At 72.4% G+C, this 20,014-nt stretch carries 17 protein-coding genes; 10 read left to right on the top strand and 7 right to left on the bottom strand.

Annotated features, from left to right (window positions below):
* Nucleotides 1–8: 8 nt before the first annotated feature.
* From ACQ9ZG_RS20460 to ACQ9ZG_RS20440, 5 genes are all read left to right on the top strand, one after another.
* Nucleotides 9–1,199, top strand: coding sequence for a sensor histidine kinase (locus ACQ9ZG_RS20460; protein ID WP_109917647.1), 1,191 nt, complete (start codon nucleotides 9–11; stop codon nucleotides 1,197–1,199).
* A 196-nt stretch (nucleotides 1,200–1,395) separates the two neighbouring features.
* Entirely contained in the window at nucleotides 1,396–2,811 is a 1,416-nt protein-coding gene (locus tag ACQ9ZG_RS20455) for a sensor histidine kinase (protein WP_109917646.1), read from the top strand.
* 482 nt (nucleotides 2,812–3,293) lie between these two features.
* Nucleotides 3,294–3,965 (top strand): response regulator transcription factor, encoded by a 672-nt coding sequence (locus ACQ9ZG_RS20450; protein ID WP_109917650.1) that lies wholly within the window; start codon nucleotides 3,294–3,296, stop codon nucleotides 3,963–3,965.
* A gap of 339 nt (nucleotides 3,966–4,304) precedes the next feature.
* Nucleotides 4,305–6,269, top strand: coding sequence for a 2-oxoacid:acceptor oxidoreductase subunit alpha (locus ACQ9ZG_RS20445; RefSeq protein ID WP_028416728.1), 1,965 nt, complete (start codon nucleotides 4,305–4,307; stop codon nucleotides 6,267–6,269).
* A complete protein-coding gene (locus ACQ9ZG_RS20440) occupies nucleotides 6,262–7,335 on the top strand; it encodes a 2-oxoacid:ferredoxin oxidoreductase subunit beta (RefSeq protein ID WP_028416729.1) in 1,074 nt (357 codons plus the stop codon). The genes ACQ9ZG_RS20445 and ACQ9ZG_RS20440 overlap by 8 nt, the downstream gene beginning before the upstream one ends.
* Nucleotides 7,336–7,532: 197 nt before the next feature.
* Here ACQ9ZG_RS20440 and ACQ9ZG_RS20435 read toward each other — a convergent pair whose 3' ends face one another.
* Nucleotides 7,533–7,877: a winged helix-turn-helix transcriptional regulator gene (locus ACQ9ZG_RS20435; protein WP_078562554.1), complete on the bottom strand. Its 345-nt coding sequence runs from the start codon at nucleotides 7,875–7,877 to the stop codon at nucleotides 7,533–7,535.
* Nucleotides 7,878–8,081: 204 nt separating this feature from the next.
* On the opposite strand from ACQ9ZG_RS20435, the gene ACQ9ZG_RS20430 reads away from it, so the two are divergent.
* The 3 genes from ACQ9ZG_RS20430 to ACQ9ZG_RS20420 all read left to right on the top strand — a co-directional run bounded on the left by ACQ9ZG_RS20430 (nucleotide 8,082) and on the right by ACQ9ZG_RS20420 (nucleotide 10,676).
* On the top strand, nucleotides 8,082–8,942 hold the full coding sequence (locus tag ACQ9ZG_RS20430) for an SDR family oxidoreductase (RefSeq protein WP_109917461.1): 861 nt from the start codon (nucleotides 8,082–8,084) through the stop codon (nucleotides 8,940–8,942).
* Between the two features lie 132 nt (nucleotides 8,943–9,074).
* A complete protein-coding gene (gene rarD / locus ACQ9ZG_RS20425; protein WP_499281026.1) occupies nucleotides 9,075–10,127 on the top strand; it encodes an EamA family transporter RarD in 1,053 nt (350 codons plus the stop codon).
* A 78-nt stretch (nucleotides 10,128–10,205) separates the two neighbouring features.
* Entirely contained in the window at nucleotides 10,206–10,676 is a 471-nt protein-coding gene (locus ACQ9ZG_RS20420) for a hypothetical protein (protein WP_084992962.1), read from the top strand.
* Nucleotides 10,677–10,701: 25 nt separating this feature from the next.
* Here the strand turns inward: ACQ9ZG_RS20420 and ACQ9ZG_RS20415 are convergent, their stop codons facing one another.
* Nucleotides 10,702–11,091, bottom strand: a complete 390-nt coding sequence (locus ACQ9ZG_RS20415; RefSeq protein ID WP_109914760.1) for an SRPBCC family protein — start codon at nucleotides 11,089–11,091, stop codon at nucleotides 10,702–10,704.
* Nucleotides 11,092–11,196: 105 nt separating this feature from the next.
* Nucleotides 11,197–11,901, bottom strand: a complete 705-nt coding sequence (locus ACQ9ZG_RS20410) for a CGNR zinc finger domain-containing protein (protein WP_499281025.1) — start codon at nucleotides 11,899–11,901, stop codon at nucleotides 11,197–11,199.
* 22 nt (nucleotides 11,902–11,923) lie between these two features.
* On the opposite strand from ACQ9ZG_RS20410, the gene ACQ9ZG_RS20405 reads away from it, so the two are divergent.
* A complete protein-coding gene (locus ACQ9ZG_RS20405) occupies nucleotides 11,924–12,379 on the top strand; it encodes a VOC family protein (RefSeq protein WP_109915422.1) in 456 nt (151 codons plus the stop codon).
* A gap of 232 nt (nucleotides 12,380–12,611) precedes the next feature.
* Nucleotides 12,612–14,471, top strand: coding sequence for a glycoside hydrolase family 18 chitinase (locus ACQ9ZG_RS20400; protein WP_109915421.1), 1,860 nt, complete (start codon nucleotides 12,612–12,614; stop codon nucleotides 14,469–14,471).
* A gap of 135 nt (nucleotides 14,472–14,606) precedes the next feature.
* Here the strand turns inward: ACQ9ZG_RS20400 and araD are convergent, their stop codons facing one another.
* The 4 genes from araD to ACQ9ZG_RS20380 all read right to left on the bottom strand — a co-directional run bounded on the left by araD (nucleotide 14,607) and on the right by ACQ9ZG_RS20380 (nucleotide 19,999).
* Complete coding sequence (gene araD, locus ACQ9ZG_RS20395) at nucleotides 14,607–15,344, bottom strand: L-ribulose-5-phosphate 4-epimerase AraD (protein WP_375138308.1); 738 nt, start codon at nucleotides 15,342–15,344, stop codon at nucleotides 14,607–14,609.
* A 26-nt stretch (nucleotides 15,345–15,370) separates the two neighbouring features.
* Nucleotides 15,371–16,927: an L-arabinose isomerase gene (araA, locus tag ACQ9ZG_RS20390; protein ID WP_109915420.1), complete on the bottom strand. Its 1,557-nt coding sequence runs from the start codon at nucleotides 16,925–16,927 to the stop codon at nucleotides 15,371–15,373.
* Between the two features lie 56 nt (nucleotides 16,928–16,983).
* Entirely contained in the window at nucleotides 16,984–18,729 is a 1,746-nt protein-coding gene (gene araB / locus ACQ9ZG_RS20385) for a ribulokinase (RefSeq protein ID WP_109915419.1), read from the bottom strand.
* A 217-nt stretch (nucleotides 18,730–18,946) separates the two neighbouring features.
* Nucleotides 18,947–19,999: a LacI family DNA-binding transcriptional regulator gene (locus ACQ9ZG_RS20380; RefSeq protein WP_109916059.1), complete on the bottom strand. Its 1,053-nt coding sequence runs from the start codon at nucleotides 19,997–19,999 to the stop codon at nucleotides 18,947–18,949.
* Nucleotides 20,000–20,014 lie beyond the last annotated feature (15 nt).

Below are 20,014 nucleotides of genomic sequence, written 5' to 3'. Positions count from 1 at the left end.
CTGGTTCCATGACCATGAGCCCTCCCGTTCCGGACCCCGACCGGCCGCCGCCCGCCCGCTTCGCCCTCGACCGATGGACCTGGCGCGAGACGGCGCACCTGCTGCTCAATCTGCCGGAGGCCGTCATCGGCTTCGTGTACGCGCTCCTGGTGGTCTCCGTCGGCGTGGGCCTCTCGGTCACGGTGGTCGGGCTGCCGGTGCTCGTCGGCGGGTTGGCGGGTGCGCGTTGGCTGGGCCGGGTGGAGCGGGCCCGGGCCCGGTCGTTGCTAGGGGTGCGGGTGGAGGAGCCGAGCCCGCTGTCGCGCGGTCGCCGGGACGAGGGGGCTCTCGCCTGGCTCTGGTCGGGGCTGAAGGACCCGGTGGGCTGGCGCTCTCTGCTGTACGGATTCGTCCGGCTGCCGTGGGGCGTGCTGACGTTCACGGTGACGCTGGTGAGTCTCTTCGTCCTGTGGCCGGTGCTCCCGTTCATCACGCGGGGGCTGACGGCGGTCGACCGGGCACTGGTGCGGGGGTTGCTGTCGCCCTCGGACGAGCTGGAGCGGCGGATCGCGGAGCTGGAGTCGGACCGGGGCGTGGTCGTGGACACCGCCGCCGCCGACCTGCGGCGCATCGAGCGGGACCTCCACGACGGGGCGCAGGCCCGGTTGGTCGCCCTCGCGATGGGGTTGGGGCTGGCGAAGGAGAAGCTGATGGACGACCCGGAGGCGGCCGCACGGATGGTGGAGGAGGCCCACGGCGAAGTGAAGGTGGCACTCCAGGAACTGCGCGACCTCGCCCGGGGCATCCACCCCGCCGTCCTCACCGACCGAGGACTCGACGCCGCACTCTCCGCCATCGCCTCCCGCTGCACCGTCCCCGTCAGTGTGTCGGTGGATCTGCCGGGGCGTCCGGCGGAGGCGATCGAGGGCATCGCGTATTTCACGGTCTCGGAGCTGTTGCAGAACGTCAGCAAGCACAGCGGTGCCCGGTCGGCCTCCGTCGAGGTGTGGCGGGCGGCGGACCGGTTGCTGATCCAGGTCACGGACGACGGTTCGGGGGGCGCGCGGCTCGACGGCGGTTCGGGCATGGCGGGGCTGGCCGAGCGGCTGGGTGCGGTGGACGGGCTGTTCGTCCTGGACTCCCCGGTGGGCGGGCCGACGGCCGTCACCGCCGAGCTGCCCTGGCGCGACCGGGTCCCGGCGGGCAGCCGGGCGTCCTGAGCCGTTCCGGGTTCCGGGCCCCTGCGGGGCGGGGGTAGGGAAAACCCCCGTACGGATACGGAGACCGGCCTCATGGTGCCGGAGGTGGCGGCCCAGCACCCTTGAGGGAGTAGGGCGGGGACACGGAACCCTCCGCCGGTCGCCGGAAGAGTCGGCGGAAGAGTTTCGGCAGAAGAGACGGAAACGGACGGCACTCATGGCCACGGCATACGGACCGGACACCCGGGACCATCAGGCAGCGGGCTCGCACGGCCACACGGGCCGCCACGGCTACGCGGACCCGCTTGGCTACGCGGGCCGGGGCGGCGGACCTCAGGGGCCGGCGCCGTCGAAGCGGTTTCTCCCCGCGGTGCTGCGCGCGCCGTTGGAGGCGCGCAGCTGGCGCGAGCTGCTCTATGTCCTGCTGGGCCTGCCGCTGAGCACGGTGATGTTCGTCTTCGCGATCACGATGACGTCGGTCAGTGCCGGTCTGCTCATCACCTTCATCGGGATACCCCTGCTGGCGGTCGGCCTGGCCGCCTGCCGGGGGTTCGGGGTGATGGAGCGGGCCCGGGCACGTGGGCTGCTGAAGCTGGACGTGGCGGAGCCGGTGCGGGTGCGGGGCAGGACCGGCGGCCCGGTGGCGTGGATGGGGGCCATCCTCAAGAGCGGGGTCTCCTGGCGCCACCTTCTCTACACGCTGCTGCACTTCCCCTGGGCGGTGTTCACGTTCTGCGTCGCGGTGACGTTCTGGACGTACGGCCTGATGGCGCTGACGTACCCGCTCTGGCAGTGGATCTTCCCGGTCTTCGTGGGGGCCGACGGCATCCAGCTGTACGGGGACCGCACCCACGCGGTGTATCTGGACTCGCCCGCCGAGCTGGTGGTGACGAGTGCGGTGGGCCTGGTGCTGGTGCTGGTGTCACCGTGGATCGTGCGGGGGCTGGTCTCGGTGGACCGGCTGATGGTGTCCGGTCTGCTGGGCCCGTCCGCGCTCTCGGCCCGGGTCACCGAGCTGGAGTCGGACCGGGGCGTGGTCGTGGACACCGCCGCCGCCGACCTGCGCCGTATAGAACGGGACCTCCACGACGGGGCGCAGGCCCGGCTGGTCGCCCTCGCGATGGACCTGGGGCTGGCGAAGGAGAAGCTGACGGACGACCCGGAGGCGGCCGCACGGATGGTGGAGGAGGCCCACGGCGAAGTGAAGGTGGCCCTGCAAGAGCTGCGCGACCTCGCCCGGGGCATCCACCCCGCCGTCCTCACCGACCGAGGACTCGACGCGGCACTCTCCGCCATCGCCTCCCGCTGCGCCGTCCCGGTGACGGTCGAGGTGGACCTGGACGCGCGGCCCGCACAGGCCATCGAGGGCATCGCGTACTTCACCGTGTCGGAGCTGTTGCAGAACGTCAGCAAGCATGCGGGGGCGACCCGGGCGACGGTGGATGTGTGGCGGACCTCGGACCGGCTGATGCTCCAGGTCACGGACAACGGGCGGGGTGGCGCGGCTGCGTCGGCGGGCGGCGGGCTGGCGGGCCTGACGGAGCGGCTGGATGCGGTGGACGGGGTTCTGGTGGTGGACTCGCCGTCCGGCGGCCCGACGACGGTCACGGCCGAGCTCCCCTGGCGCGGCTGACCCCGAAGCTCTCGCCCGCCGCGGCGCGGCTGACCCCGGAGGCATCGCCCGCCGCCCATCCCGCTTCGCCGCCCGCCGCCCTCCGCCTTTGCCGCCCGTCCTCCTTCGCCGCCCGTCACCCTTCGCCTCCGGGGCCCGACCGGCGCGTCCCGGCCCTGCGGGATTGATGGGTCGCCCCGTCGAGGGCTCCGCCCCCAGTCGCCGGACGGGCCGGATGCCCACCGCACCGTCCCCCGCAAAGCCGACGCCCCCCCTCCCAAGGCTCCGCCCTCGAACCTCGAACGCCGGGAGGGCCGGAAATCCCCGGGTGCCGGGCCGGAGCACTCCGAACGGGCCGGAACTCCCCCGGGCCGGCTCTGAAATGGGCGTGGTTATCCACAGGCGGCCCATCTGTGGGGCGGGCCTGGGATGCTGGTGGTGTCGGGCGCAGGGCGCAGAGCAGAACCAGCGGGGGACACAGCGACGTGGAACACGTGAAGCACGTGGAGAACAGGGTTCGGGTGGTCATCGCCGAGGATTCGGTCCTCCTGCGGGAGGGGCTCACCCGTCTGCTGACCGATCTGGGGCACGACGTGGTCGCGGGGGTGGGCGACGCGGAGGCCCTGCTGAAGACCGTGGCGGAGTTCGGCGCGGAGCAGGCGCTGCCCGATGTGGTGGTGGCCGATGTACGGATGCCGCCGACCCACACCGACGAGGGCGTGCGGGCGGCGGTGCGGCTGCGCAGGGAGTACCCGGGGATAGGGGTGCTGGTCCTCTCGCAGTATGTGGAGGAGCAGTACGCCACCGAGCTGCTGGCGGGCAGCAGCCGGGGCGTGGGGTATCTGCTCAAGGACCGGGTGGCCGAGGTCCGCGAGTTCGTCGACGCGGTGGTGCGGGTGGCCGGGGGCGGGACGGCGCTGGACCCGGAAGTGGTGGCGCAGTTGCTGGGCCGCAGCCGGAAGCAGGACGTGCTGGCCGGGCTGACCCCGCGCGAGCGGGAGGTCCTCGGTCTGATGGCCGAGGGGCGGACGAACTCCGCGATCGCCCGGCAGCTCGTGGTGAGCGACGGGGCGGTGGAGAAGCACGTCAGCAACATCTTCCTGAAGCTGGGGCTCTCGCCCAGCGACGGGGACCACCGGCGCGTCCTCGCCGTACTCACCTACCTCAACTCCTAGCGATCTGACACCCTGTCAGGCATCTGCCCGAGCCGTCGCCGCGCACCCGGCGAGCGGACGGCGCACACCCCGCCGATCTCCGCCCGGGGTGTCCGGCGGACCCTCGCCGGGCAGTCCTGGGCGGTAGGACCTAGCACCAAAGACCGACGGACAGGGCACGTCCATCCAGCGATCGGAGGGCTTGAGAAAGATGGCAAAACGGGCTAAAAGGGTGTCTCAAAACAGCGTCCACCATATGATCGGCCTCTGGAGGGCGAACCGCACGGACGTAGGGTTGCCTCTGGAACCGCCGGCCGGCCGGACGATTCCGAGCCGCCGCCCCAAGGGAGGTCCAGTTCAGTGACGAGCCAGGTCAGTAGCGCGGCAGAGAAGGCCGATGAGGCCAATGACGCCGTCCTCGGGGGCCAGCGTGCCCCCCTGTCAGGTACGACGGGAACGACCGGCGGCGACGGAAAAGAGGTCCGCCGCCTGGACCGGGTGATCATCCGCTTCGCGGGCGACTCGGGCGACGGGATGCAGCTCACGGGTGACCGGTTCACCTCGGAGACGGCCTCGTTCGGGAACGATCTCTCCACCCTGCCCAATTTCCCCGCCGAGATCCGGGCCCCCGCCGGTACCCTGCCCGGGGTTTCCTCCTTCCAGCTGCACTTTGCCGATCACGACATCCTCACCCCCGGCGACGCCCCCAATGTCCTGGTCGCGATGAACCCCGCCGCCCTCAAGGCGAACATCGACGACGTGCCGCGCGGCGCCGAGATCATTGTCAACACCGATGAGTTCACCAAACGGCCGATGGCGAAGGTGGGGTATGCGACCAGTCCGCTGGAGGACGGGTCGCTGGAGGCCTACAACGTCCACCCGGTGCCGCTGACGACACTGACGATCGAGGCGCTGAAGGAGTTCGGGCTCTCCCGCAAGGAGGCCGAGCGGTCGAAGAACATGTTCGCGCTCGGGCTGCTGTCGTGGATGTACCACCGGCCGACCGAAGGGACGGAGACGTTCCTGCGCCAGAAGTTCGCGAAGAAACCGGAGATCGCCGAGGCGAACGTGGCGGCCTTCCGGGCCGGGTGGAATTTCGGCGAGACGACCGAGGACTTCGCCGTCAGTTACGAGGTCGCTCCGGCCGCGCAGGCCTTCCCCACCGGCACCTACCGCAACATCTCGGGGAACCTGGCCCTCTCCTACGGCCTGATCGCCGCCGGGCAGCTCGCGGATCTGCCGCTCTACCTGGGCTCGTATCCGATCACCCCGGCCTCCGACATCCTGCACGAGCTGTCCAAGCACAAGAACTTCGGCGTGCGCACCTTCCAGGCCGAGGACGAGATCGCCGGGATCGGGGCGGCGCTGGGCGCCGCGTTCGGCGGAGCGCTCGGCGTGACCACGACGTCGGGGCCGGGCGTCGCGCTGAAGTCGGAGACCATCGGGCTCGCGGTCTCCCTGGAGCTGCCGCTGCTGATCGTCGACATCCAGCGCGGGGGGCCCTCCACCGGGCTGCCGACCAAGACCGAGCAGGCGGACCTGCTCCAGGCGATGTACGGGCGGAACGGCGAGGCCCCGGTGCCGATCGTGGCCCCGCGGACCCCGGCCGACTGCTTCGACGCCGCGATCGACGCGGCCCGGATCGCCCTGACGTACCGGACCCCGGTGTTCCTGCTCTCCGACGGCTATCTGGCCAACGGTTCCGAGCCGTGGCGCATCCCGGAGACCGAGAGCCTGCCCGACCTCTCCACCCCCTTCGCCACCGGCCCGAACCACACCCTGGCCGACGGCACCGAGGTCTTCTGGCCCTACAAGCGCGATCCGCAGACCCTGGCCCGCCCCTGGGCCGTCCCCGGCACCCCCGGCCTCGAACACCGCATCGGGGGCATCGAGAAGCAGGACGGCACCGGCAACATCTCCTACGACCCCGCCAACCACGACCTGATGGTCCGCACCCGCCAGGCGAAGGTCGACAACATCGACGTCCCCGACCTCGAGGTCGACGACCCCGCCGGAGCCCGCACGCTGGTGCTCGGCTGGGGTTCGACGTACGGGCCGATCACCGCCGCCGTCCGCCGGCTCCGCGCCGCCGGGCTCTCCATCGCCCAGGCCCACCTCCGCCACCTCAACCCCTTCCCGAAGAACCTGGGCGAGGTGCTGAAGGGGTACGACAAGGTCGTCGTCCCGGAGATGAACCTCGGCCAGCTCGCCACCCTGCTCCGGGCGAAGTATCTGGTGGACGCCCACAGCTACAACCAGGTCAACGGCATGCCGTTCAAGGCCGAGCAGCTCGCCACCGCCCTCAAGGAGGCCATCGATGCCTGACACCGGGGAACTGCTCCACAACGAACTGCTCCAGCTGGTGCCCAAGGCCGAGGCCAAGCAGTCCATGAAGGACTTCAAGTCCGACCAGGAAGTGCGCTGGTGCCCCGGCTGCGGCGACTACGCCGTCCTCGCCGCAGTCCAGGGGTTCATGCCGGAACTGGGCCTCGCCAAGGAGAACATCGCCTTCGTCTCCGGCATCGGCTGCTCCTCCCGCTTCCCGTACTACATGAACACCTACGGGATGCACTCCATCCACGGCCGCGCCCCCTCCATCGCCACCGGGCTCGCCACCTCCCGCCGGGATCTGTCGGTCTGGGTGGTCACCGGGGACGGCGACGCGCTCTCCATCGGCGGCAACCACCTCATCCACGCCCTGCGCCGCAACGTCAACCTCAAGATCCTGCTCTTCAACAACCGGATCTACGGGCTGACCAAGGGCCAGTACAGCCCCACCTCCGAGCTGGGGAAGATCACCAAGTCGACGCCGATGGGTTCGCTCGACGCGCCCTTCAACCCGGTGTCCCTCGCCCTCGGCGCGGAGGCCACATTCGTGGCGCGCACGGTCGACTCGGACCGCAAGCACCTCACGAGCGTGCTCCGCGCGGCGGCCGAGCACCCCGGCACGGCTCTCGTGGAGATCTACCAGAACTGCAACATCTTCAACGACGGCGCGTTCGAGGTCCTCAAGGACAAGGAGCAGGCCGCCGAGGCCGTCATCCGCCTCGAACACGGGGAGCCGATCCTCTTCGGGGCCGACGGCTCCAAGGGCGTCGTCCGCAACCAGGCCACCGGTGACCTGGAAGTCGTCGCCGTCACCGACGAGAACCGCGCCCAGGTCCTCGTCCATGACGCCCACGCCGCCTCCCCCACCACGGCCTTCGCCCTCTCCCGGCTGGCCGACGCCGACACCCTGCATCACACCCCCATCGGCGTGCTGCGCAGCGTCGAGCGACCCGTCTACGACACCCTGATGGCCGACCAGGTGGAGTCCGCCGTCGAGCGCGACGGCAAGGGCGACCTGGGCGCGCTCCTCGCCGGGGCCGACACCTGGACCGTCATCGGCTGACCGGCCACGCGGCCGTCGTCGGACGGCAGACGGCACGGCGCCACGGCAACGGCCCGGGCCCGCTCCCGCGACCAGCTGGATCGGGCCCGGGCCTCGTCATGCGCCCCGCCCTTCCCGGGGCCGGACCCCGACCCCGCCTCGCCCTCTTCGCGGGCCGGACCCCGGCCCCGCCCCGCCCCCTCCCCGTGAACCGCGCCTCAGCCCTGCTGCGCCCTGTCCTCGTCGTACGCCTTGCGGGCCGCCTGCACCGCGTCCACCTGGCGTTCGGTCCAGCGGGCGAGTGCCCACACCTGTTCGGCGGCCTCGGTGCCCAGCGGGGTCAGCGAGTAGTCCACCCGCGGCGGGATCACCGGTTTCGCGTCCCGGTGGACGAAGCCGTCACGCTCCAGGGTCTGGAGCGTCTGGGCCAGCATCTTCTCGCTCACCCCGCCGATCGTGCGGCGCAGCTCGCTGAAGCGGTACGAGCGCTCCAGCAGGGCCGCCAGCACCAGGACACCCCAGCGGCTCGTCACATGCTCCAGCACCAGCCGGGACGGACACATCGGCTGGTTGACGTCCTGGACGGGCTTGGGCAGCCCCTGCAGACCGACCGGAGCCACCCCGACACTCCCCACCTCGTCACTCACTCCCATGCCAGTACCTTACTTCAAAGTGGGTACTTTCCATTAGTTAGTGTCCGTCCTACGCTCGATCAGGAGCACACCAGCCCACGCAACCCACCGAAGAACCCGAAACAGGAGCCCCCCATGAGCATCGTCGTCACCGGAGCCACCGGAGAACTCGGCCGCCTCGTCATCGACGAACTGCTGGCCACGGTCCCGGCCGGCGAGATCGCGGCGGTCGTCCGCGACAAGGAGAAGGCCGCTCCGCTCGCGGCGCACGGTATCGAGCTGCGGATCGCCGACTACAACCGCCCCGAGACCCTCGCCGGGGCGTTCCGGGCCGGCGACCGGGTGCTGCTGATCTCCGGCAGCGAGGTGGGCAAGCGGGTCGCGCAGCACACCGCGATCGTCGAGGCGGCCAAGGCGGCGGGCGTGGCGCAGCTCGCGTACACCGGGATCCTCGGCGGACCGGACGCCGACTTCGCCCTGGCCGACGAGCACAAGGCCACCGAGCGGCTGATCCTGGACTCCGGGCTGCCCCACACCTTCCTCCGCAACGGCTGGTACACGGAGAACTACACCGCCAACCTCGCCCCCGTCCTGGCGCACGGCGCGGTCGTCTCCAACGCGGGCGAGGGCCGGGTCGCCTCCGCCTCCCGGGCCGACTACGCCGCCGCGGCCGCGGCCGTGGTCACCGGCGAGGGCCACCTCGGCAAGGCCTACGAGCTGAGCGGCGACACCGCCTGGTCGTTCGCGGAGTACGCGGCCCTGCTCTCCGAGGTGACCGGCAAGGAGATCGCGTACAACGACGTCCCGGCCGCCGTGCACCAGGAGATCCTGGTCGGCGCGGGCCTGCCGGAGGGGTTCGCCGCGATCCTCACCGACGTGGACGAGGCCATCGGGCGCGGGCGCCTCGCGGGGACCAGCGGTGACCTGGCCCGGCTGATCGGCCGCCCGACGACACCTCTGGCCACGACCGTACGAGCGGCCCTCGCGACCGCCTGACCGGCACCTCCCGACGGCTGTCATGAGTGTTTACCTGAAACGGCTATGACACGGGGCCCCTCCGGCGTTACCGTCATCCCGTCGGCAGACGTGCCGGCGGAGCGAGCGGCGCAGGTAGTCCTGGAGGGGCCCGTGAAGGGGAAGAACGAACAGCGGGCCGGCCTGCTGTACGGAGTCGGCGCGTACGGGATGTGGGGCATCGTCCCCCTCTTCTGGCCGCTGCTGAAGCCGTCCGGGGCGCTCGAGATCCTGGCCCACCGGATGGTCTGGTCCCTGGCCGTCGTCGGGATCGCCCTGCTCGTGGTGCGCCGCTGGGCCTGGATCGGCGATCTGGTCCGGGACCCGCGGAAGCTGTGCCTCATAGCCTTCGCGGCGGCGACCATCACCATCAACTGGGGCCTCTACATCTGGGCCGTGAACAACGGCCATGTCGTCGAGGCCTCGCTCGGCTACTTCATCAACCCGCTCGTCACCATCGCGATGGGCGTCCTCCTGCTCTCCGAGCGGCTGCGCCCCGTCCAGTGGGTCGCGGTCGCCACCGGTCTGGCCGCCGTGCTCGTCCTGGCGATCGGCTACGGGCGTCCGCCGTGGATCTCGCTGATCCTGGCGTTCTCCTTCGCCACGTACGGCCTGGTGAAGAAGAAGGTCAACATGGGCGGCCTGGAGTCGCTGGCCGCCGAGACCGCCGTCCTCTTCCTGCCCGCGCTCGGCTTCCTGATCTGGCTGACGGCGACCGGCGCGTCCACGTTCACCGCCGGGGGCACCGGCCACGGGGCCCTGCTCGCCGCGACGGGGATCGTCACGGCGGTGCCGCTGATCTGCTTCGGCGCGGCGGCGATCCGGGTGCCGCTCTCCACGCTGGGGCTGCTCCAGTATCTGGCGCCGGTCTTCCAGTTCATCCTGGGCATCGTCTACTTCCACGAGGAGATGCCGCCGGAGCGGTGGGCCGGGTTCGGCCTGGTCTGGCTGGCCCTCACCCTCCTGACCTGGGACGCGCTGCGCAACGCCCGGCGCAACCGGATCCTGGCGGCGAAGCTGCTGGCGACCGCGGCGGCCGCCCCCGCGCAGACGACACCCGCTCAGGCGGCCCTCACGCAGCCGTCCCCGGCAGCGGCAGCCCCCGCGCCGGCGACGCCCGGGACCACGGTCCCGGAGACCGCGGCCCCGGAGACCGCGACCCAGTAGGTGTCCGCGGCCCCGCCCTCGCAGTCGACCTGACCCGGCTCGGTGGACGCCGCGCGGCAAGGCTGGTTGAGTGCCCGGATGGGGACTGTCCTGGGCGGGATGAGGAACGTGCGATGGCACGAGTTGCAGCACGCGTACGGCTCCGCATCGCAGGTCCCCGGGATGCTGTCGCGGGTCGCCTGGGGTGACGGGCCGACCGCCGGGGACGCCCTGGGCGAGCTGGCCCGGTGGATCGGCGCCCCGGCCGCCTTCGACGGGACCGTGGCGGCGGTGCCGTTCCTGTGGGAGCTGGCGGGGACGGAGACGGTCAAGGACCGGGCGGGCGTCCTGGGCCTGCTCACCACGATCCTCGCCGCCGGTCACGCCGAGCGTCCGGAGTGGGCGCGCGCCGCGCACGAGGCGGTGGCGGAGGGGCGCCCGACGGCGGTGCGGCTGACGGCCGGCGCGTCCTCGCCGCCGCACGCCGACCCCGTACGGGAGGCCGCCACCCGGCTGCTGACGGCGCTGGACGGCCACAGCTGCCCGGCCTGCCCGCCGCGCACGGCCTGACCCCCGGCCCGCCGGCCCGGACGGATCAGCCGAGCCCGGCCGCCACCCGGTCCATCACGCCCTTCCAGTGCGTACGCCGTTCCTCCCGCTCCGCCGCGCTCGCCAGCCGCTCCTGGTGGAAGCGGAGGACGGCGCGGCCCTCGGAGCTGCCGGGGGTCACCGTGACCTGGACGGTGGACGGGCCGTAGGTGAGGCGGACGCGGCGACCGGGGCGGTAGCTGCGGACCTCACCCTCGGTCCCGTCGGCCGTACGGTACGGAGCGCCCTTCTCCGCGGGGAGCGGGCCCTCCGCGCCGAGCCACAGGGCGACACCCTCCGGTCCGGTGATGAACTCCCAGACGGCCTGCGGGGGTTGGTGGAGAGTCCGGGAGACACCGATCTCCCAGCCGGCGTCCCGGGTCAGTCCGACAGGCATGGCACACCCCTTCGGTCGGTCGTCGCGCAGTCGACGGTTTCGTGGTCGGTCGTCGCGCCGTCGGTCGGTGCGCAGTCGCTCGTTTCGTCGTCGGTCGTCGCGTCGTCAGTCGCCCCGCGCGGCCGTCCGCGCCCCGGCGGAAGCCGTTGGCGTGTCGGCGGAAGCCTTCCGCGTACCGGCGGACGTCGCCCGTGCCCGGTGGGCCCGGACCTTGTGGCGGTTCCCGCACCGCTCCATCGAGCACCAGCGCCGCCTGCCGGGCCGGGAGGTGTCGACGAACAGCAGGCGGCAGCCGTCCCCTCCGCAGGTGCGGATCCGGTGCGCGTACGCCCCCGTGAACAGGTCGACCGCATCCCGCGCGACGGTGGAGAGCAGCCCGGTCCCGGTCGCCCCGGCGGCCGACCACTCCCGCCCCCCGTCGGCCGTCAGCCGGGCGGTCAGGGGCGGCCGCTCCGCCGCGTCGTTCACGGCGGCGAGGTCGTCCGCCCCGGCCGGCTCCCCCGCCGCCCGGGCCTCCGCCAGCCGCCACAGCGCATCGCGCAGCCGCCGCGCGGCAACCACCTCGGCCGGGCTCACGACCAGGTCGAGCCCGCCCGGCAGCCGGCTCCGCCCCGCCCAGTCCACCAGGTCGGCGGGGCCGTGCAGCACCTCGAAGTACGCCAGCGGCCCGGGCCCGCCGGTCGGCAGGAGGTCCAGGCAGAGCGCGCCCGGGTCGAACCGGAACGAGCTGCCGTCCGGATGCACCAGCAGCATCCCCGGAGGCGCCGCCTCCGCATCCGCCCCCGGCGTGTCCGTTGCCCTTCCGCTCATGTAACCACTATAAACGGTTTCCATGACACGCACACTCGCCTGGAAGCTCGTCGTCGACAGCGCCGACCCGCACGCCCAGGCCGGATTCTGGGCCGGGGCCCTCGGCTATGCGGTCGAGGACAACAGCGCCTTGGTCGAGCAGCTGCTCGCCGCCGGAGCGGTCCCCGAGGCGGCCACCACCCATGCCCACGGCCGCCGCGCGTGGCGCGATCTGGCGGCGGCCCGGCACCCGGACGACCCGTACGACGAGAACAGCGGTACGGGGCTGGGGCGACGGCTGCTCTTCCAGCGCGTCCCGGAGTCGAAGACGGTCAAGAACCGCCTGCACATCGATGTGCACGCACCTCCCGGGGAGCGCGACACGGAGGCGGAACGGCTGGTCGGGCTGGGTGCGCGCATCCTGCGCGCGGTCGACGAACAGGGCGGGAGCTGGCTCGTCCTGGCGGATCCCGAAGGCAATGAATTCTGCCTCAACTGACCGCAATGGGAAGTAATGAAGACATTCGATGACGGAGTCGGCATCCCCGGCGGCAGCTCGACAGCCTCCTCAACAGCCTTTTGGTCCAGACCTCTTGACGATTGGTCTAGGCCTTCTTAGGGTCGCGGAAACACTGCGGGGGTGCCGAGGTGAGGCGCGAAGCGCTCAGGGCCACGCAGGGTTGACAGGCCAGGGGTCCCCCCTGTCCGCCCAGAGTCCCCAGGGAGCATCCTTGAGCACGGAAACACGCCGGCGCCGGACCAGATCGCCGCACGGCAGCACCCCGAACAAGCGGTTCAAGTTCCTCGCGGGCGCCACGGCGCTGGCCCTCCCGCTGGCCGCCATGGTCGGTCTCGCCTCCCCCGCGTCCGCCGCGGCCTCGGCCACCGCCACCTACGCCAAGGCCTCCGACTGGGGCTCCGGCTTCGAGGGCAAGTGGACGGTGAAGAACACCGGTACCACCACGCTCTCCTCCTGGACCGTCGAGTGGGACTTCCCCTCGAACACCAAGGTGACCTCCGCCTGGGACGCGACCGTCACCAACTCCGCGAACCACTGGACGGCGAAGAACCTCGGCTGGAACGGCACCCTCGCCCCCGGCGCCTCCGTCTCCTTCGGCTTCAACGGCTCCGGCAACGGCGCGCCCTCCGGCTGCAAGCTGAACGGCAACCCCTGCGACGGCTCCACCAACCCCGGTGACACGCCCCCCTCCGCCCCGGGCAAGCCCACCGCGAGCGACATCACCAACACCTCGGTGAAGCTCTCCTGGACGGCCGCCACCGACGACAAGGGCGTCAAGAACTACGACGTCAAGCGCGACGGCGCCACCGTCGCGACGGTCACCGGCACCAACTACACCAACACCGGCCTGACCGCGGGCACCGACTACACGTACACCGTGGTCGCCCGCGACACCGCCGACCAGACGGGCCCGGCCTCGGCCGCCACGGCGGTCCGCACCACCGGCGGCGGTGGCGGCGAGAACCCGGGCGGGGGCAAGATCAACCTGGGCTACTTCACCAACTGGGGCTCCTACACGGTGAAGAACCTCGTGACCTCCGGCTCCGCCGACAAGATCACGCACATCAACTACGCCTTCGGCAACGTGCAGAACGGCAAGTGCACGATCGGCGACGCGTACGAGGACTACGAGAAGACCTACACCGCGGCCAACTCCGTCGACGGGGTCGCCGACACCTGGGACCAGCCGCTGCGCGGTCACTTCAACCAGCTCCGCAAGCTGAAGGCGCAGTACCCGCACATCAAGATCCTGTGGTCCTTCGGCGGCTGGACCTGGTCCGGCGGCTTCGGCCAGGCCGTCCAGAACCCCACCGCGTTCGCCCAGTCCTGCTACGACCTGGTCGAGGACCCGCGCTGGGCCGATGTCTTCGACGGCATCGACCTGGACTGGGAGTACCCCAACGCCTGCGGTCTGACCTGTGACAACAGCGGCCCGGCCTCGATCAAGAACATGATGCAGGCGATGCGGGCGAAGTTCGGCCCGAACAACCTGCTCACCGCGGCCATCACCGCCGACGGCTCCAACGGCGGCAAGCTCGACGCGGCCGACTACGGCGGCGCCGCGCAGTACATCGACTGGTACGACGTGATGACGTACGACTACTTCGGCTCCTGGTCCGCCCAGGGCCCGACCGCCCCGCACTCCCCGCTGACCTCGTACCCCGGCATCCCGGCGCAGGGCTTCAACTCGGCCGACGCGATCGCCAAGCTGAAGGCCAAGGGCGTCCCGGCCAAGAAGCTCCTCCTCGGCATCGGCTTCTACGGCCGCGGCTGGACCGGAGTCACCCAGTCCGCCCCCGGCGGCAGCGCCACCGGCCCGGCGGCCGGCATCGAGCCCGGGAACCAGTACTACAAGGTCCTGAAGACCACCTGCCCGGCCACCGGCACCGTCGGCGGCACGGCGTACGCCCACTGCGGCAACAACTGGTGGAGCTACGACACCCCGGCCACCATCAACTCCAAGATGGCATGGGCCAAGGACCAGGGCCTGGGTGGCGCGTTCTTCTGGGAGTTCAACGGTGACACCACCGACGGCGAACTCGTGAAGGCCATCAGCAACGGTCTGAAGTAACCTCCGGCCCGGAGGGTTCCGGCCCGGTCCACTCGGACCCGGAACCCTCCGGCCCGAAGCCCCTCCCGTACGGTCGCGAGCCCGTCCGCCCCCCACCGGGGCGGGCGGGCTCGCCCCGTTCGCGCCCGTCCCGGATCAGACGGCGTCCGGGTTGCCGTAGTAGGCCCCCGCTCCGTGCTTGCGGGTGAAGTGGCGGTCCAGCAGGTGCTGCGGGGGCGCCACGGCTCCCAGGGCGAGGGTGTGCAGCGCCATCTCGGCGACCGCCTCGCAGACGACCGCGTGGTCGAGCGAGGCGTGGGCGTCGGCGCCCCAGGCGAACGGCCCGTGGTGGGCGACGAGCGCGGCGGGGACGGTACGGGCCCGCTCGTCGTCGCCCTCGAGCAGCTCCACGATGATCTGTCCGGTGTTGAACTCGTAGTCCCGCGCGCACTGTTCGCGGGTGAGCGGCTCGGTGACCGGCACCGCGCCGTCGAAGGTGTCCGCGTGGGTGGTGCCGAGGACCGGTATCGGCCGGCGGGCCTGCGCGAAGGCGACGGCGTACGGGGAGTGGGTGTGGGTGACGCCGCCGATCGACGGGAAGGCCCGGTAGAGGCTGCGGTGGGTCTCGGTGTCGGTGGAGGGCCGCAGCTCGCCCTCGACCACCCGCCCGTCCGCGAGGGCGACGACGACGAGGTGGTCCTCGGTCAGCCGGTCGTAGGGCACCCCGGAGGGCTTGATGACGAAGACGCCCGCCCCCCGGTCAACCCCGCTGACATTGCCCCAGGTCAGGGTGGCCAGACCGGCGCGGGGCAGGCGCAGGTTGGCGGCGAGGACCTCGCGGCGCAGCGACGCGAGCCCGGTCCGGGGCAGGGCAGGGCCTCCTGGCGCGGGCACGGGGGAGGCCGGTTCGGCGGGCCGGTTCACAGCGCGTCGGCCAGCCGGTGGTACGCCTGGTTCCAGCGCAGCTCCTGGGCGAACCGCCGTACGGTCGTCCCCGCGTCGATCACCGCGAGTTCGACGGCCAGCATGTCGGCGAGGTCCTCGAACTCCTCGCGCCCCAGGGCCGTGGTCAGCACCGTGTGGTGCGGGGCCCCGGCCGTCAGCCACGCCTCGGTGGAGGTGCGCAGGTCCGGTGCGGGCCGCCAGACCGCGCGGGCCACGGGGAGCAGCGGCAGCGGGGCCGGCGGGGCGATGACCTCGACCTCGTTGGCGACCAGGCGGAAGCGGCTTCCCATGTCGGCCAGGCCGACGACGAGCCCGGGGCCGGGGTCCGCGTCGAAGACCAGGCGGACGGGGTCCTCCCGGCCCCCGATGCTCAGCGGGTGGATCTCGCAGGAGGGGGCCGACGCGGTGAGGGAGGGGCAGACCTCCAGCATGTGGGCGCCGAGGACGAGGCCGCTCTCCGGGGTGAGGTCGTAGGTGTAGTCCTCCATGAAGGAGGTGCCGCCGGGCAGCCCGTACGCCATGGCCTTGGCGGCGCGCAGCAGGGCGGCGGTCTTCCAGTCGCCCTCGCCCCCGAACCCGTGGCCGTCGGCCATCAGGCGCTGGACGGCCAGACCGGGCAGCTGCCGGAGCCCGCCGAGGTCCTCGAAGTTGGTGGTGAACGCGGCGAAGCCGCCCTCGGTGAGGAAGCCGCGCAGCCCGGCCTCGATGCGGGCGGCGTACCGCAGGGAGGCGTGGCGCTCCCCGCCGGGGCGCAGCTCGGGGGCGAGGGCGTAGGTGTCCGCGTACCGCTGGGTGAGGTCGAGTACCGCGTGGTCCTCGACGGCGTCGACGGCGGCCACCAGTTCGTTCACGCCGTAGGTGTTGACGGAGGTGCCGAGGCGGTACTGGGCCTCGACCTTGTCGCCCTCGGTGACCGCGACATCGCGCATGTTGTCGCCGAAGCGGGCGAGGCGCAGCCGGGCGAACTCGGCCCGGCCGACGGCGGCCCGCGTCCACGCGTCGACGCGGCGTACCGCCTCGGGGTCACGGACGTGTCCGGTGACGGTCTTGCGCGCGACGCCCAGGCGGGACTGGATGTGCCCGAACTCGCGGTCCCCGTGGGCCGCCTGGTTCAGGTTCATGAAGTCCATGTCGATGGTGGACCAGGGCAGGGCGCGGTTGGCCTGGGTGTGCAGGTGGAGCAGCGGCTTGCGCAGGGCGGCCAGTCCGGCGATCCACATCTTGGCCGGCGAGAAGGTGTGCATCCAGGCGATGAGGCCGATGCAGCGGTCGTCCGCCTCGGCGTCCAGGCATATCCGGCGGATCGCGTCGGCTCCCGTCAGAACGGGCTTCCAGACGATCCGCGGACCCGGTGCCGGCTCCCGTCCCGCTCCTGTCCCCGGCCCGGCGTGGACACCGGCGGCGAGGCCTGCGGCGAGTTCCTCGGCGGTCTGCCGTGACTGGGCGGCGACGCGGGCGAGGGTGTCCTCGCCGTAGAGCGACTGGCTGCCGGTGAGGAACCAGATCTCGCTGTCGGTGGGAGCGGCGGGCATGGGCGGGGTCTCCTTCGTGCGGGGCGGGGACGGTGGACGGCCGGGGGTCCGCCCGTTCAGGGGGCCGGCTGCCGGGACCTGGCCCGGTTGCGGAGTCTGCGCAGCCGGTGCGGCAGCGGATCGGTACCGGTGCCGAAGTGGTCGTGGAGCAGGCGGTATTCGGCGAAGAGGAGGTCGTAGACGTCGGCCGCCTCCGCGTCGGGGCGGTAGACGTCGTGCTCGACGCTCCCCATCCGGGCGGCGGCGGCGCGGACGTCCGGATAGGCCCCGGCGGCGACGGCGGCGTGGAGGGCGGAACCGAGGGCGGGGCCCTGGTCGGAGGTGGCCAGCGAGACGGGGCGGCGCAGCACGTCGGCGTAGACCTGCATCAGCAGGGGGTTCTTCTTGAGCCCGCCCGCGACGATGAACTCCGTGACCGGCACCCCGTGTTCCTCCAGGGTCTCCACGATGACGCGGGTGCCGAAGGCGGTGGCTTCCAGCAGGGCGCGGTAGACGTCCTCGGGGCGGGTGTCGAGGGTGAGCCCCACCAGGACTCCGGAGAGGTCGTGGTCCACCAGCGTGGAGCGGTTGCCGTTCATCCAGTCGAGGGCGACCAGTCCGTGTGCCCCGACCGGCTGTTTCGCCGCGAGGGCGGTCAGGTGCCCGTGCAGGTCCTCGCCCGCGGCATCGGCGGCGGCGCGGTACTCCTCGGGCACGCCCTGGCGCAGCCACCAGGCGAAGATGTCGCCGACCCCGCTCTGCCCGGCCTCGTAGCCGTACGCCCCCGCCACGATGCCGCCGTCGACCACCCCGCAGATGCCGGGGACGTCGGCCAGGTGCCGGCTGTTGACGACGTGGCAGGTGGAGGTGCCCATGATGGCGAGCAGCCGGCCGTCGTCCACGGCCCCGGCGGCGGGTGCCGTGACGTGGGCGTCGACGTTGCCCACGGCGACCGGTGTCCCCTCGGCGAGCCCGGTCAGGGCGGCGGCTTCGGCGCCGATCGTCCCGGCGCGGGCGCCGAGGGGCAGCAGAGGGTGTTCGAGCCGGGTGGCGGGGAAGTCGGCGAAGTCGGGGTGGAGCCGCGCGAGGTAGGCGGGCGAGGGGTAGGAGCCGTCCTGGTGGATGCCCTTGTATCCGGCGGTGCAGGTGTTGCGGGACTCGGTGCCGGTGAGCTGCCAGACGATCCAGTCCGCCGCCTCGATCCAGCGGGCGCAGGCCGCGTAGACCTCGGGGTCCTCCTCCAGGACCTGGAGGGCCTTGGCGTACTGCCACTCGGCGGAGATGCGGCCGCCGTACCGGCTGATCCAGGTCTCCCCCCGTTCGTGCGCGAGGGCGTTGATGCGGTCGGCCTGGCCCTGGGCGGCGTGGTGCTTCCACAGCTTCGGCCAGGCGTGCGGGCGGTCGGCCCAGTCGGGCTGCTCGGCCAGCGGCACCCCGTCGGCCGTGACCGGGAGGACCGTGCAGGAGGTGAAGTCGGTGCCGATGCCGATGACGTCGGCGGGTGCGACGCCCGCCGCGGCGAGCGCCTGCGGTACGGCGGTGCGCAGGGCCTCCCGCCAGTCACGCGGGTCCTGGAGGGCGTAGTCGGGCGGCAGCGGGACCGCCGAGCCGGGCAGGCTCCGGTCGATGACGCCATGGCGGTAGGTGTGGACGGCGGAGCCGAGTTCGGCGCCGTCGCGGACCCGCACCACGACGGCGCGCGCCGAGAGGGTGCCGAAGTCGATGCCGACCGTGCAGGCGTCGTGGGCGCAGGCCGGTCCGGTGCCCGGGAGGGCGGCTCCGGCGTCGGAGGGGTGGCTGGGCGGGACGGGCTGAGGAGGCACGGACGAGACTCTCTGTCACGGGAATCGAGGTGCGGGGAGTGTCACCGCCCTCTGATTGTTAGCGCTAACAATCATTTTGGGCAAGAGGCGGGACAGGCGGGAACGGGCAGGGGGCGGCGGTGCGGCCGCCGCGGTAGGACGGCTGCGGAGCCGTACGAGCGCGGCGGCCGGGCGGCGGGCGTGGAGCCGGGCGGCGGCGCGTCGGCCGGGCGGCGGCTCAGACGGGGGCGTCGCCCGGGGCCCGGGTGCTGGCGCGGACGATCAGCTGCGGCTCCACCACGACGTGCTCCACACCGGTCGCCACGCCCTCGATGTGCTCCAGCAGGAGTTGGATGCTGCGGCGGCCGATGGCCGTGAAGTCCTGGCGGACGGTGGTCAGCGGCGGCGGGAAGAACCCCGCCTCGGGGATGTCGTCGAAGCCCGCGACCGCCACCTGGCGGGGGGTGTGGATGCCCGCCTCCCGCAGGGCCCGCAGGACGCCCAGCGCCATCTGGTCGTTGGCGACGAAGGCCGCCGTCACGGGGGCCGAACCCCGCCTGGCCAGGGTCAGCCCGGCCAGTTCCTGTCCCGCGTGGTAGCCGGAGAGCGGGCTCCAGTCCCCGCGCAGCACCCGGGGCGGCGCGATCCCGTTCTCCTCCAGGACCGCGCGCCAGCCCTGGGTGCGGGCGGCGCTCTCCAGCCAGTCCTCCGGCCCGGCCACGTGCCAGACCGTCTCGTGGCCGGCGGCCAGCAGGTGCTCGGTGACCAGGCGCGCGCCCAGTTCCTGGTCGAGGGAGACGCCCGGGATGTCCAGGTCGTGGCTGCCCTCCACCGTGACGATCGGGAAGGGCGGGGCCAGCCGGGCCAGCGCCTGGACGCTGGAGCGCTGCGGAGTGATCACGACGGCCCCCTCCACACCCCAGGCCGCCAGGTGGTCGAGTGCGTCGGCCAGGGCGTGTCCGCCGCCGCTGCGCAGGGTCACCGCGGAGACGAGGTACCCCTCGTCGCGGGCGGCCTCCTGGAGTCCGGCCAGCGTGCTGGCGGGGCCGTAGAGCGTCGGGTCCACCGCGACGACGCCGAGCGTGCGGGTGCGCCGGGTGACCAGCGCCCTGGCCGCCGGGTTGCGGCGGTAGCCCAGCCGCTCGATGGCGGCCGTCACCTGCTCGCGTGTGGAGGCGCGCACGTTGGGGTGGCCGCTGAGCACCCGGGAGACGGTCTGATGGGAGACCCCCGCCTCCTTGGCGACGTCCGCCATGGTCGGCGGATGGACGGCCTCCGTGGAGCGGGTCATGGCCTTACTTCCTTC

The organism is Streptomyces araujoniae (assembly GCF_050871195.1).
In the GTDB taxonomy this organism is placed as follows: Bacteria; Actinomycetota; Actinomycetes; order Streptomycetales; family Streptomycetaceae; genus Streptomyces; species Streptomyces bacillaris.
Note: the sequence above shows the minus strand (reverse complement) of the source record. Positions and strands in the feature narration are given on the sequence as shown.

Coding starts and splice junctions, on each gene's coding strand:
- ACQ9ZG_RS20460 (WP_109917647.1), top strand. CDS start 9: ATGACCATGAGCCCTCCCGTTCCGGACCCCGACCGGCCGCCGCCCGCC.
- ACQ9ZG_RS20455 (WP_109917646.1), top strand. CDS start 1,396: ATGGCCACGGCATACGGACCGGACACCCGGGACCATCAGGCAGCGGGC.
- ACQ9ZG_RS20440 (WP_028416729.1), top strand. CDS start 6,262: ATGCCTGACACCGGGGAACTGCTCCACAACGAACTGCTCCAGCTGGTG.
- ACQ9ZG_RS20435 (WP_078562554.1), bottom strand. CDS start 7,877: ATGTGTCCGTCCCGGCTGGTGCTGGAGCATGTGACGAGCCGCTGGGGT.
- ACQ9ZG_RS20430 (WP_109917461.1), top strand. CDS start 8,082: ATGAGCATCGTCGTCACCGGAGCCACCGGAGAACTCGGCCGCCTCGTC.
- ACQ9ZG_RS20420 (WP_084992962.1), top strand. CDS start 10,206: ATGGGGACTGTCCTGGGCGGGATGAGGAACGTGCGATGGCACGAGTTG.
- ACQ9ZG_RS20415 (WP_109914760.1), bottom strand. CDS start 11,091: ATGCCTGTCGGACTGACCCGGGACGCCGGCTGGGAGATCGGTGTCTCC.
- ACQ9ZG_RS20410 (WP_499281025.1), bottom strand. CDS start 11,901: ATGAGCGGAAGGGCAACGGACACGCCGGGGGCGGATGCGGAGGCGGCG.
- ACQ9ZG_RS20405 (WP_109915422.1), top strand. CDS start 11,924: ATGACACGCACACTCGCCTGGAAGCTCGTCGTCGACAGCGCCGACCCG.
- araA (WP_109915420.1), bottom strand. CDS start 16,927: ATGCCCGCCGCTCCCACCGACAGCGAGATCTGGTTCCTCACCGGCAGC.
- ACQ9ZG_RS20380 (WP_109916059.1), bottom strand. CDS start 19,999: ATGACCCGCTCCACGGAGGCCGTCCATCCGCCGACCATGGCGGACGTC.